At 53.1% G+C, this 13,242-nt stretch carries 14 protein-coding genes; 2 read left to right on the forward strand and 12 right to left on the reverse strand.

All coding sequences use genetic code 11. The annotated features are described in order from the left end of the window. Positions 1–5 precede the first annotated feature (5 nt). From ABKW30_RS00055 to ABKW30_RS00085, 7 genes are all read right to left on the reverse strand, one after another. Positions 6–1,433 (reverse strand): diguanylate cyclase, encoded by a 1,428-nt coding sequence (locus ABKW30_RS00055; protein ID WP_348595975.1) that lies wholly within the window; start codon positions 1,431–1,433, stop codon positions 6–8. A gap of 215 nt (positions 1,434–1,648) precedes the next feature. Beyond that, the gene (locus tag ABKW30_RS00060; protein WP_348595976.1) at positions 1,649–1,993 is read right to left on the reverse strand and encodes a YnfA family protein; all 345 of its coding nucleotides are present in this window, start codon (positions 1,991–1,993) and stop codon (positions 1,649–1,651) included. A gap of 32 nt (positions 1,994–2,025) precedes the next feature. Next, a complete protein-coding gene (locus ABKW30_RS00065) occupies positions 2,026–2,922 on the reverse strand; it encodes a DMT family transporter (protein WP_348595977.1) in 897 nt (298 codons plus the stop codon). A gap of 60 nt (positions 2,923–2,982) precedes the next feature. Continuing rightward, complete coding sequence (locus ABKW30_RS00070; protein WP_348595978.1) at positions 2,983–3,396, reverse strand: DUF1178 family protein; 414 nt, start codon at positions 3,394–3,396, stop codon at positions 2,983–2,985. Then, the gene (locus ABKW30_RS00075) at positions 3,393–4,259 is read right to left on the reverse strand and encodes a carbon-nitrogen hydrolase family protein (protein WP_348595979.1); all 867 of its coding nucleotides are present in this window, start codon (positions 4,257–4,259) and stop codon (positions 3,393–3,395) included. Before ABKW30_RS00075 ends, ABKW30_RS00070 begins: the two co-directional genes overlap by 4 nt. Before the next feature lie 10 nt (positions 4,260–4,269). After that, positions 4,270–4,539 carry a glutaredoxin 3 gene (gene grxC, locus ABKW30_RS00080; protein ID WP_348595980.1) on the reverse strand — a complete coding sequence of 90 codons (270 nt, stop codon included), beginning with the start codon at positions 4,537–4,539 and terminating at the stop codon, positions 4,270–4,272. Positions 4,540–4,616: 77 nt separating this feature from the next. Then, entirely contained in the window at positions 4,617–5,396 is a 780-nt protein-coding gene (locus ABKW30_RS00085; protein WP_348595981.1) for a ComF family protein, read from the reverse strand. 62 nt (positions 5,397–5,458) lie between these two features. Here ABKW30_RS00085 and ABKW30_RS00090 point away from each other — a divergent pair, with 62 nt between their 5' ends. Continuing rightward, a complete protein-coding gene (locus ABKW30_RS00090; RefSeq protein WP_348595983.1) occupies positions 5,459–6,340 on the forward strand; it encodes a methyltransferase domain-containing protein in 882 nt (293 codons plus the stop codon). On the opposite strand, the gene ABKW30_RS00095 is transcribed toward ABKW30_RS00090, so the two are convergent. The 5 genes from ABKW30_RS00095 to ABKW30_RS00115 form a co-directional block, all read right to left on the reverse strand. Then, positions 6,337–6,657: a hypothetical protein gene (locus tag ABKW30_RS00095; RefSeq protein ID WP_348595984.1), complete on the reverse strand. Its 321-nt coding sequence runs from the start codon at positions 6,655–6,657 to the stop codon at positions 6,337–6,339. The two genes, ABKW30_RS00090 and ABKW30_RS00095, sit on opposite strands and share 4 nt — an antisense overlap. A 111-nt stretch (positions 6,658–6,768) precedes the next feature. After that, positions 6,769–7,182 carry a (deoxy)nucleoside triphosphate pyrophosphohydrolase gene (locus tag ABKW30_RS00100; protein ID WP_348595985.1) on the reverse strand — a complete coding sequence of 138 codons (414 nt, stop codon included), beginning with the start codon at positions 7,180–7,182 and terminating at the stop codon, positions 6,769–6,771. Further along, entirely contained in the window at positions 7,175–7,936 is a 762-nt protein-coding gene (locus ABKW30_RS00105; RefSeq protein ID WP_348595986.1) for a GNAT family N-acetyltransferase, read from the reverse strand. Before ABKW30_RS00105 ends, ABKW30_RS00100 begins: the two co-directional genes overlap by 8 nt. Beyond that, positions 7,936–9,177 carry a bifunctional glutamate N-acetyltransferase/amino-acid acetyltransferase ArgJ gene (gene argJ / locus ABKW30_RS00110; RefSeq protein WP_348595987.1) on the reverse strand — a complete coding sequence of 414 codons (1,242 nt, stop codon included), beginning with the start codon at positions 9,175–9,177 and terminating at the stop codon, positions 7,936–7,938. Before argJ ends, ABKW30_RS00105 begins: the two co-directional genes overlap by 1 nt. Before the next feature lie 73 nt (positions 9,178–9,250). Beyond that, complete coding sequence (locus tag ABKW30_RS00115) at positions 9,251–10,177, reverse strand: peptidylprolyl isomerase (protein WP_348595988.1); 927 nt, start codon at positions 10,175–10,177, stop codon at positions 9,251–9,253. Between the two features lie 260 nt (positions 10,178–10,437). On the opposite strand from ABKW30_RS00115, the gene secA reads away from it, so the two are divergent. After that, complete coding sequence (gene secA / locus ABKW30_RS00120; protein WP_348595989.1) at positions 10,438–13,164, forward strand: preprotein translocase subunit SecA; 2,727 nt, start codon at positions 10,438–10,440, stop codon at positions 13,162–13,164. The last annotated feature ends 78 nt before the right edge of the window (positions 13,165–13,242 follow it).

Genomic DNA, 13,242 nt, shown 5'->3' on the forward strand with positions numbered 1-13,242 from the left:
TACCTCTAAGCCAGAACAGTTCCCTTCGAAACCACGATGCGATTGCGTCCATTGTTCTTTGCATCATAGAGCGCTTTGTCCGCACGAAGCAGGATCGCATCCAGATCGCCAGGCGGGCCGTCCTTACTGCTTGCCAGCCCGCCGCTTATTGTTATTTTTAAACTGCTATTCACTTTGCCAGACAACTGCATTTCGATTCTGGTTCGAACTCGATCTGCAACCGTCAAAGCGTCGTCCATCGTGGTAAATGGGAGCAGGACCGCAAACTCTTCCCCGCCCATACGGCCAAACACATCATTGCTCCTTAGTTCAACAGCAACAAGATTTGCAAACTCGACAAGGGTTTTATCTCCTGCTGCATGGCCATATTGGTCATTTACCTGTTTGAAATGGTCAATATCGATCATTAAAGCCGCCAACGGTTCACCGCGTTGCCGACATGCGGCCAGAATACTGCTGCCTCTATCAAAAAAAGCGCTTCTGGACAGCACACCTGTCAGCATATCGTGATTGGCAAGACGTGATAGCTCGGACATCAATTCGTCGCGCGCTGCCATGACGCTGGCAATTGTTAGAGGACCCAGCGCAATAAGCGATATTCCCAAGCGAGCCGAACTGGTCGCCTGCAATATGAAACCTGCATTAGGAAAATTTACAGGAACCGCTGTGATGCAGATGAGAAGCCAACTGCATGTAAGGAGAGTCAATATCGCAGTGAAGAAAAGACGATATGTCAGGGCTGACCATATCAAGGCGGGTACGGGAAAGGCTATGGCGCCGGGGCCTGCAACTATTGCAGATGCAGCTGCCGAGAAAAGCAAAAAGACTAAAGGCACAGACCTTGCGCCAGGCATCCGCAACACCAACGCGGGTAAAACCTTCGGTATTTTTACTAAGGGCATGGTGAGGATAACTGGCAGAAATATAATCGTATTTACCAACTCTGTAACGAACCAGAATTCAAATCCCACCCGGAACTCCTGATCGAATACAATCCTGGCGGCTCCGCCTCCGGTCAGCGAAGCAACAATTGCCGATAAGGTAGCAATCCCAAAAAAATACAGGACAGAAAGCGGGCGCCTGAGTCGTTGATTCTCAACTGACAGGAACTGGAACAATGTGTATCCTGTTAGTGCCCCAGCCATATTTGCGGCAGTCAGCCAAAATGTCAGGCGTAACTGACCACCCGTCACAAAGTCAGCGAAAAGAAAACCCGCACAGGCAGATAGCCAGCCCCACACTGACGAAAGCTTGGGAAAGCGGACCATTACACCCAAAAGTACGGCATTTGCTGGCCAAATCGCTGCGAGGCTTCCGGCAGGCCTGCTTAATATACCGAACATGGCAGCAGCGAATACAATGATCCCAACTGTCAAAGAAGAGACCACGATAGCCTTGAGATTGGAGCGGCGAACTCGAAATAACTCTGTCACTTACTATGCTCCGACAATGCTCCTTCACAATATACACCATACAATTATGACTGTCGAACAGCATATATTTTGATTCGAAACTATAATTAAACGAAATATTGCTTCAAATTAGCATGAAACCCCGCCATGTCTCCGCTGCATTGAGCATCTTAACTAATTTTATCTGTCGTGTACTGCGCTTAGTCACCAGACTAACGCCAAATCAACAATACAGGCTATGCTGTGCTTGCCCTTGGGGCAAACAAAATTATTGCAGCAGCAATCAGCGCGAGCACGCCACCAGTAATATCCCAACGATCAGGACGTTGACCTTCCGCGATCCATAGCCAAAGCAACGATGCGAAAATATAGACGCCACCATACGCGGCATACGCACGTCCGGCATCACTCGATGGCGCCAGCGTAAGAAGATATGCAAACGCAATAAGGGAAGCTACGCCAGGGATAACCCACAAAACGGAGTTACCCATACGAAGCCAACTCCAAAAGGCAAAGCACCCGGCAATTTCCGCTAAGGCTGCAGTGCCGTAAATCAAAACGGTTGTAAAATAGTTCGCCATTCTTATTCAATCACCTAACCAGTGCTTCGGGACTACCCCGCCTTTGCTGCGGTCAACTGCGCTTTCGTCGTCATCAAAACTCCAACCGTAATGATCGCAGCACCAAGCCATGTTGTCAGCCCATATGTTTCGCCCAGAAACAGCGTTCCCGCGAGCAGTGCTACCGCTGCACCGACATAGCCAATCTGGCTGAGGTAAACCGGACCGCCAACGGCCTGCAGGCGAAAATACAGCGCAAACATGCAGGTCGAAGCCAAAATTTGTGCGAATACCAGCCATGGCACATTGGCCAGCGGAGCCACCGGAAAGCCGCCTGTCATAAACAGGATCGCCGGAACAAGCATGATTGCCGTTGTGATATGGCTGCCTGCCGCCAGTTCTGTCGGATCAGCACCAGTTGGCCAGTCGACCGTGCGATAGACATTGCCCAGAGCCAGAAGCACTGGAATAAGCAGGCCGATCACAACCCAGAGCGGTTCAGCGGGCTGGCCAACCTGCCCCCGTGTGAAACCGACGATCACCGCGCCAATAAAACCTACTAATATACCCACAAGTCCAAGCAGGCTTGGGCGTTTCAGTTTGAACAGGATCGAAAGCATCAATGTAAACACCGGAGACAAAGTGTACATGATGCCCGTATAGCCCGCTCCAAGATGTGGAATGGCCGAAAGCGTCATCACATTTGGGACAGCATAGGAGATAAAAGCGGCAATGAGGTAGTAGCGCAGCATATGCGCATCGATCCGCAGTCGTTTTCCCATAAGCAGGAATGCAGCCAGGAGTACTGTTCCAGCACCAGTTGAAATAACGAACGCCCAAAGAGCCGGGTTTATACCAGCGACGAATGCCAATTTACCGAAAGGCAGTGTCAGCCCCAGAAAAGCACCCGTCAGAAGAAGCAACAGCGGTGCAGAGTTCAAAAATTTCATGGAAATTCACCAGAAGCGGTCAGATTCGACCACTGCACAATAAACCTTAGTCTATCCAGATCAATTACGATCTTCCGGGAATACCGGCAGCGGCATGACATCCACGCCGTCTTCAAGCAAAGCCTCTACATCCTCGTGTGTGGCTTCACCATAAATGCCTCGCGCCTCGGCCTCACCGAAATGGATCTTGCGGGCCTGTTCGGCAAACTCTGTACCAACATAATCCGCATTCTCGCGGACTTTCTTGACCATTTCCTTCATTTCCTTGGCCATCTGGCTCATGGCAATGGCAATCTTTTCCTTCTGTCTGCCGGTAGAGACTGATGGGGCCATGAGAGCTTTGCCGACTTTATGCGAACCGCACGAAGGGCAGGTAACGAGACCTTTTTCAACCTGCGAATCGAAGTCGTCATTGCTGCGGAACCAGCCCTCAAACTCGTGATCGTGGTCGCAATGGAGTGAAAACCGAATCATGACGCAGCGTCCAGCCTTGTCCTTTCGCCATTATTTTCTACAAGAACGCCGAATGGGCGGGCATTCTTCAGGTTTGGCACCTTGGCGCGGGCGGCTGCGCTCAATGCCGGGTCAATATCCGCGACAATGACAGCCGGATCGGCATGCGCCGCTTCCGCCAGCACTTCGCCCCAGGGGGCCACGATGATTGAATGGCCGAACGTTTCGCGGCCATCCTCATGCACGCCGCCTTGTGCAGCGGAAATCATGAAGGCACCATTCTCGATTGCGCGCGCCCGTTGCAACACATTCCAGTGGGCTTCGCCGGTCTGGCGCGTGAACGCGGCGGGCGCGGTTATGACTGATGCCCCGGCCAGTGCCTGCGCCCGGAACAATTGCGGAAACCTCACATCGTAACAGATAGCCAGACCAAGCTTGGCAAATGGCAGGTCAAGCACCACCGTATCGCTGCCCGGCGAATACACAGCGGATTCACGCCAGCTTTCTCCATTGTCCAGATCGACATCAAACATATGGATCTTGTCGTAGCGCGTCAGGATATTGCCGTCAGGCCCGAAGAAGAATGCACGGTTGGCGATCTTGCCATCATCGCGGGCAATAGCCGTCGATCCGATATGAAGGTGAATCTTGTGCTGTGCCGCCAGCTCGGAAGCAGTGCGAACGATAATATCCTCGCTCTCGCCCTTCAAGACGCTGGCAAGCGCCTTACGATCACGTTGCAACGCACCGGTCATTTCTGGAGTCTGGATATAAACCGCGCCCTTGCTCACCGCTTCTTTTACATAACCTTCAAGATCAGCGGCATTGCGTTGCGGATCGACACCCGAGCGCATCTGAATAGCGGCAGCACGAAATACACTCATTGCATCGTCCTTAAACGAGTTCGCCAGTCTTCAGGAGGCCGTCGAGACGACGCTGATCTTCAAGGGCGAAAAGGTCATCGCAACCGCCAACATGCGTCTTGCCGATAAAAACCTGCGGAAATGTCGTACGCCCATTGGCACGGGCCAACATTTCCTGCCGGGCATTCGGTTCTACACTTGCGTTATGCTCGACAAAGGCCACGCCCTTTTTCTTGAGAAGGCTAACAGCAGCTGTACAATAACCACAACCATTACGCGTATAGATCGTTACATCGACCATTATGATACTCCAATTTACTTCCTATATAGGCGTGAAAATCCTATGGGAAAAGACCCGTTCATTGCGCTAAAACGAGTTCAGACGGACAATTCGTCTCCCATAACCCGTCCAAAGGTCAGTACGTCCACATTTTTTGCACCGGCCCGCTTGAGCGCACGCGATGCGGCTTTGACCGTTGCCCCGGTGGTATAGACATCATCAATCAAAAGGACATTGCGTCCCCTCACCTTGATCTCCTGCGCCACCGGCACCTTAAACGCACCCTGAACGTTGCTACGGCGTTCGTTCGGGCCAAGCCCCACCTGTTGTTTTGTCTTCTTGATGCGTTTGAGAGCGTCAGGCTCGAAAGGCCTTCTGCTGGTGCCGGCAAGATAGCGGGCAAGCTCCGCTGACTGGTTGAAGCGGCGCAACCAGAAACGCCGTGCATGCAAAGGTACGGGGACAATGACATCGCAATCATCAATCAGTTCACGGCCCGCCCGCGCCATCCATCCGGCCATCCAGCGGCTCAAATCAGTGCGATCATTATATTTCAGCCGGTGTACCATGTCGCGGATAACACCATCATAGATTGCCACTGAACGGGCACGGCCAAACGGCGGCATATCCGCGATTGCTTCTGCTGAAAGAATTTCAGCGCCAAGATCATGGCTGAACGGAATTCCGAGTACCGGGCAATAGGGTTTCTCAATGAATCTCACCTTGGACCAACAGGTCCCGCACAAGGAACCCGGCTCGGCCACATGCTTGTCACAACCGGCGCAGACCGGCGGAAACAGCACACCGAACAACTCGCGGGCAGCACCACGCGCGAAAGCACCAAGGCCTGCGCGGATATTTTTCCCGATGGTTTTCATTGCAATTCATGCCCAAGCGACGCATTTACCGGACAACTATACATTCATCAGAGAAATTCGGAATGGATCGGCATCAAGTCTTCGATCGAACTTTAGTGCTAGAGAGACGACTGCGCGCACTCAAACAGCACGGGAACTCTGCAGATTTTCTGCTCGCCCGTGCCGCCGATGATCTTGAAGAACGTCTCTCTGCCGTCGAGCGCCGGTTTGACATTGCAGTTGACCTTGCCAGCCATACGGACCTTGCAGCAGAAGCTTTGCAACGTTCCGGCAAAGCTTCGACAATCATTCGCATCGAAGACGATACGCGGCTCCTGACAAAACGTTTTCCCGCAATTGTTGCAAATCAGGAAATACTTCCGCTTAAATCAGCAAGCGTCGATCTTGCCGTTTCCCTGTTGTCCCTGCATCTGACCAACGACACGCCCGGAACATTGCTACAGATTCGGCGCGCGCTGAAACCGGACGGGTTGTTCCTTGGCGCAATGGCCGGTGAAAATACTTTGACAGAACTGCGCGAATGCCTGATCGCCGCTGAGAGCGAAATAAGCGGAGGCGTATCGCCTCGCGTTGCACCATTTGCCGATGTGCGTGATGTTGGCGGATTGCTGCAACGGGCAGGTTTCACTTTGCCGGTCACAGATATCGAAAGCTACACGGTCCGTTACGACAATCTTTTTGCATTGATGCGCGACCTGCGCGCAATGGGAGTCCAGAACAGCCTGTTCGGGCGTTCCCGCAGGCCGCTGACACGGCAGTTTTTCATGCGGGCGGCAGAAATCTATGCTGAACGTTTCAGCGATCCCGATGGACGCATTCGTGCTACATTTTCATTCATCTGGATGTCGGGTTGGGCGGCGCATGAATCGCAACAGAAACCGCTAAAGCCGGGCTCTGCCAAGGCTTCGCTTGCTGATTTTTTAAAAGAAGCCGAAAAAGACTAGCAGTCGCCGGTTTTCGAACCGTTACTCTGGATGACGCAAACCGAGCCCGGCGTCTTTTGAAGCACACTGCGGCGGATTGTATAGGTCGAAGGATCGGCTTTCTTGATGGACCCGGTCTGGATTTCATCCAGCGAGCGCCCTGCCGAATAGTCAACAACAGCCTGACTGCCACGATTGGCAAGTGGCGCGATAACAAGTGCAAGCGCTACAGCCGCAGAACCAAACAACAATGTAATCCGCAGGATTCCTCCGGCTGCGCCGGACAAACCGCCGGTCTGCATCAGATCATCATCGATGTAATCGTTTTTGCGCGCCATAACCCACCCTGAAAAATGCGCCTCAAGAATACGTAAAAGTCGCTTAATCAGGTGAAGGATCAATTAACCGTTAGAGTTAACGGGCAAAATACAGCTCAACGTTGCATAAAATTATAGAAGGTCGATCAAAAACGGAATGAGCGGGATATCGGCTTCGGGCATCGGATAATCGCGCATGTCCTTTGGACGCACCCATTTCAGCGCCTGCCCCTCCATTGAGCGCGGTATGCCCTCATATCGCCGGCATATGAACAATGGCATGAGAAGATGGAATTTCTCATAAGTATGGCTGGCAAAAGTCAGTGGTGCGAGGCAGTCCGGTTTGACGGTAATCCCGAGTTCTTCGTGCAATTCCCGGATCAGACTGGCTTCCGGCGTTTCGCCCGGCTCTACTTTCCCTCCGGGAAATTCCCAAAGGCCTGCCAGCGACTTTCCTTCCGGCCGCTGCGTAAGAAGTACCCTGCCGTCACCGTCAACCAGAGCACAGGCTGTCACCAGCAGCATTGGATGCGTGTTTTCAGTCATGTTCAACTACCTGCCAGTAAGCGTATCGATAAGCTTCGCTGAACCCCATCGACCGGTAAAGTGCAATGGCACCGTTATTGTCAGCTTCAACCTGGAGCCATGCCTTGCGAGCACCTTGCGCGACCGCCCATTTCAAAGCTGATTTGACGATGGCGCGGCCAAGTCCGCGGCGGCGCTGGTCCTGAGCCGTACCGATACTGAACAGCCCGGCCATGACCCCGTCACAGACGCAGATGGCTGTTGAAACTGGGATACCTGCTTCATCAACGGCAAACAGTCCTTTCGCGGGTCTTATGGCGTTGATCACGTCGAGCAATCCGGGTTTCATCTCCGGCGTTTCCCCCTGAACCTGCAGGGAAGCATCTATAAACCGGCCAATATCTCCCTGAGGTTGCTGATCTTGTGCATCGGAAAGGTCGATATCTGCCAGATCAGCAACCATCACCAGCGATTCGTCGAACCGTTCCCACCCGGATTTCTCCAGATATGATTCGAGTTTTTGCGGCGCCAGCGGAGAAAGCCGGAATATCGGCGTGCGGTCTGACGCCCGAAATCTTTCGGAAGCAGCGGCCACGCGTTCTTCAATATTGTCGGTATCTCCGGGATCAAGCGGATTGACCGAGTTCAATCGCTTTGACGGGTGACTTGCCGTTATGCGGATGCTCCAGCTACCGTCATAATGCACGGAGGAAGCTGGCCAGGCGCGAAAACCCAGAGCCTCGATTTGTCTGACTTGCGTTAAAGCGAACGGCATCAGCTACGATAGTCACCGTTGATCGCTACATATTCCTTGGTCAGATCGCAGGTCCAGACTGTAGCCTTGCCTTTGCCAAGCCCAATGTCGACACGAATCTGGATGTCTTCGTTCTTCATGTAGGCGGATGTTGCTGCTTCAGAATAATCCGGGTCACGCTCACCTTCACGCGCAACACGGATACCACCGAACCAGATTTCCAACAGGTCGCGATCAGCCGGTTCACCTGCTTTACCTACTGCCATGACAATACGACCCCAATTGGCGTCTTCGCCAGCGGCGGCCGTCTTTACCAGGGGAGAGTTTGCAATTGATAGAGCGATCTTCTTGGCCGATTTGTCCGATTTTGCGCCCGTGACAGTAATCTCCAGCATCTTGCGGGCACCCTCACCGTCCCGCACGACCTGCAAGGCCAGATTCTTCAGAATGTTGTCCAGAGCCTTCACAAAAGGCTTGAGGCGCTTGTCCTTCAGTTTCGTCACAGGCGCCGCGCCGCGTTCAGCAGCTGATCCTGTTGCGAAAAGCAGCAGAGTGTCTGAAGTCGATGTGTCGCTGTCGACAGTTACCGAATTGAAACTCTTGCCCACCGCCTTCGAGAGCAATTCCTGCAAGACATCGGCGGCAATGGGCGCATCCGTGGCAACGAAGGAGAGCATGGTTGCCATATCCGGCGCGATCATGCCCGCACCTTTGGCGATACCATTTATGGTCACCGGCACGCCGCCCAGCAGCACTGTTTCGGTCGCAACTTTCGGAAATGTATCCGTGGTCATGATTGCACTGGCCGCATCCTGCCAGCGTCCAGTAACAGCGTCCTTCGCCATACCATCCAGCAGATGACTGAATTTTCCGGCATCCAGCGGTTCGCCGATTACACCTGTGGATGCGAGAAAGACTTCACCCGATTTGCAGCCAATGGCCTTGGCAGCGGCGGCAGCAGTGAGTTTGGTGGACTCGCGCCCTTTTTTGCCGGTGAAGGCATTGGCATTACCCGAATTGACAATTACGGCTCGCGCAGAGCCACCCTTCAGGCTTGCCCGGCAGAAATCCACCGCCGCTGAGGGACATTTGGAACGGGTGAAAACACCGGCAACTGCCGCTGGCTTGTCAAAAACCATCATCACGACATCGGTTCGGCCTTTATATTTTATGCCTGCCTCAGCCGTCGCAATCCTGACACCATGAATTTCAGGCATTGCAGGAAAATGTTTGGGGGCAAGTGGCGAAACCGATGTGGACATCTACAACCTCAAAGATGGGAAATAACGGTCGGATAGAGCAAAGGCCCGCCTTAAATCAGCGGGCCTTCGGTTACTACTGCTGGCCTTCGGTAGCAGCTTTAATCGCTTTTTCTGTTTCCGGATCTTTGAAGGTGACCTTCAGGTCGCCGCGGTCTTTCTTGACGAGTTCCATGTAGCGCTCGCGGATAAGGATCGACTTTACCTGTTCCTTCACCTGCTCAAACGCTGGCGGCTGCTGCACACGCTTGTCTTCGAGCTTGATGACATGGAAGCCAAACTGCGTCTGAACCGGCACCTTGGTGTATTTGCCGATTTCCAGTTCGTTTGCTGCCTTTTCGAACTCAGGAACCATCTGTCCCGCGCCGAAATAACCGAGATCGCCGCCTTGAGCAGCCGAACCATCCGTTGATTTCTCTTTGGCTACGTCCTCGAAAGAAGCACCACCATCAAGCTGCTTGATGATTGCTTCGGCTTCTTCCTTGGTCTTAACCAGAATATGACGCGCACGAACTTCGTTCTGCGGAGGCATTGCCGCCATTTCCTTGTCGTAACGCGCGCGGACATCGGCATCTGTGATCTTGTCGACAACCTGCTGCTTGAAATAATCATTATGAAGTGCGCGGTCTTTCAGGAAGGCAACGCGTGCCTTGAATTCCGGCGTCTGGTCGAGCTTTTCGGCTTCCGCCTTGGCAGCAAGCGACTTGATGTCGATGATGGCGGCCAGAGCGGCCAAACGACGCTGATCATCGGGAAGGCGTGCAAATTGCGGATCGAGATCAGCAGAAATCTGGTCAACATCGGCAACTGTAATATCGTTACCACCAATTGTTGCCAGAACCTTCTTTGGATCCTGCGGTGCGGCAGGTTTCGCGGCGTCAGCCGCTGGCGCGGGTGTTGCGTCCTGCGCCATAGCGCTGTTCTGGACCATAGCCACAGTGGAAACGCCCGCTAAAAACGTGGCAACAGTCATCAATGAAATCGTCTTACGCAATAGGTTCATGTTCAATTTTCTCCTTGGGAGGACCGGTACGGGCTATGAATATGGCAGAATTTGGCCATCGCGAAGCAACGCTTCAACATTGACATCATTCAAGGCCCCTCTTATCTGTCCAACGGCTTTGCGTCCAGATAGCTTGGCAGAAGATGCTCTTATACCTTTGACTTGATAGTCGAGATATATGGCAGATTTGTAGTTCCGGACATCGGACGCTTCAAATGCCGGTACAAACCGGCAGAACGTATTTAAAGAGAGGACCAGGGATGGTCAGTTTCGGCGGCTTGGCTCGCAAGCTTTTTGGCTCTTCAAACGAGCGTCGCGTAAAAGGATTCAAGCCTCGCGTTGATGAGATCAATGCGCTTGAACCAGAAATTTCGGCCCTTACGGACGAACAACTCCAGGGCAAGACTGCGGAATTCCGAGCGCAGCTGGCAAACGGCACCAAGCTGGACGACCTGCTTGTGCCCGCATTTGCTGTTGCTCGAGAGGCCGCCAAGCGCGTTCTTGGCATGCGCCCATTCGATGTCCAGCTTATCGGCGGCATGGTCCTGCACAATGGTGGCATTTCAGAAATGCGCACTGGTGAAGGCAAGACGCTTGTTGCTACCTTGCCGGTCTATCTGAATGCTCTCGAAGGCAAAGGCGTTCATGTCGTTACGGTCAACGACTATCTTGCCAGCCGCGACGCCCATTGGATGGGTCAGATTTATAATTTCCTTGGTCTCAGCTACGGTATCATCGTCCACGGACTCGACGATGAAGAGCGCGCCAAGGCCTATAATGCCGACATTACCTACGCGACAAATAACGAACTCGGCTTCGATTATCTGCGGGATAATATGAAGTATGAGCGCGCGCAGATGGTTCAGCGTCCGCATAACTACGCCATTGTCGATGAGGTGGATTCGATCCTTGTCGATGAAGCACGTACACCGCTGATCATTTCCGGCCCATTGGATGATCGTTCGGATTTCTACAACCTCATCGACACTTTCATCCTGCCGCTACTGCCGGAAGATTATGAGATCGATGAGAAGCAGAAAACAGCGATCTTTACGGAAGACGGCACTGAGAAGCTGGAAAACCTGCTTCGCGAAGCCGGGCACCTGAAGGGTGAAGGTCTCTACGACATCGAGAACGTTGCAGTTGTTCACCATGTCAACAACGCGTTGCGTGCTCATAAGCTGTTCCAGAAGGACAAGGATTACATCGTTCGCAACGACGAGATCGTTATCATCGATGAATTCACTGGCCGTATGATGCCGGGTCGCCGCTTCTCGGAAGGCCTGCATCAGGCGCTTGAAGCCAAGGAGCATGTGACAATCCAGCCGGAAAATCAGACGCTGGCTTCCATCACATTCCAGAACTATTTCCGTATGTACAAGAAACTGGCCGGCATGACCGGTACAGCGTCAACGGAAGCAGAAGAATTCGGCAATATTTACGGCCTCGAAGTTACTGAAATTCCGACAAACAATCCCGTAAAACGCTTGGACGAGGATGACGAGGTTTACCGGACTGTCGAAGAAAAATACAAAGCCATTGTTCGGGATATTCGCGAATCTGCGTCGAAAGGCCAGCCAGTCCTCGTCGGCACCACATCCATTGAAAAATCCGAGCAACTGGCCGAGCGTCTTCGCAAGGAAGGTTTCAAGGACTTCCAGGTTCTGAATGCCCGCTATCACGAGCAGGAAGCCTATATCGTGGCACAGGCTGGCGTACCCGGCGCTATCACGATCGCTACCAACATGGCTGGTCGCGGTACCGACATTCAGCTTGGCGGCAACCTCGAAATGCGCATTGCGCGTGAACTCGACGACATGCCTGCCGGCGAAGAACGCAAGGCCAAGGAAGACGCAATTCGCGCCGATATCGCCGTCCTCAAGGAAAAGGCGCTGGCTGCTGGCGGCCTCTACGTTCTGGCAACGGAACGCCATGAAAGCCGTCGTATCGACAACCAGCTGCGTGGTCGTTCCGGTCGTCAGGGTGACCCGGGCCGCTCAAAATTCTTCCTGTCCCTGCAGGACGATCTGATGCGTATTTTCGGCTCCGAGCGCATGGATGGCATGCTTCAAAGGCTTGGCCTCAAGGAAGACGAAGCCATCGTCCATCCCTGGATCAACAAGGCGCTTGAAAAAGCGCAAAAGAAGGTGGAAGCGCGCAACTTCGATATCCGCAAGAATCTTCTGAAATATGATGACGTGATGAACGATCAGCGCAAGGTGATCTTCGAGCAGCGCATCGAAATCATGGATGGTTCCGATCTTAGTCAAATGACCAAGGAAATGCGCGAGGATGTCGTCGAGGATCTGACCAATCGCCATACACCTGAAGGCGCCTATGCCGAACAGTGGAATATCAAGCAACTCGATGAAGATGTGCGGACAATTCTCAACCTCGACCTTCCGGTAACGGATTGGGCGCTTGAGGACGGCATAACGTCAGACGATGTTCGCGAGCGCCTGTTTGAAGCAGTCGAGAAAGCAGCTGCTGATCGTGCCGAGCGCTTCGGTCCGGAAATCATGGCCTATGTCGAGAAATCGGTCATTCTGCAAAGCCTTGATGCTCTGTGGCGTGAGCATTTGGTCAATCTCGACCATTTGCGTTCGGTCGTCGGTTTCCGCGGCTATGCTCAACGCGACCCACTCAACGAATACAAGACTGAAGGTTTTGAGCTGTTCCAGACAATGCTGGTCAACCTGCGCCAGAACGTGACATCGCAGTTGATGCGTGTTGAGCTGGTGCGTGATGCCGCAGCTTCACAGGAGCCGGAACTGCCGCCAATGGAAGGTCATCACATCGATGGCACCACGGGCGAAGATGATTTTGGCGAAGGCAGCATGCTGGCGGTCCAGGAGGATTTGCGCGTAGTAAACCCGGAAGATCGCGATCCCAATAACCCTCAGACCTGGGGCAAGATTGGCCGCAATGAGGCCTGTCCGTGCGGTTCGGGCAAGAAATACAAACATTGTCACGGCGCTTTCGTCTAACACCATAAGGGCCGCGTTCGACGCGGCCTTTATTTATTGAGTATTCTCATCGACTTTTCGAACCGTTTCTAAAGGTTT

This window comes from Phyllobacterium sp. SB3 (assembly GCF_040009165.1).
In the GTDB taxonomy this organism is placed as follows: domain Bacteria; phylum Pseudomonadota; class Alphaproteobacteria; order Rhizobiales; family Rhizobiaceae; genus Phyllobacterium.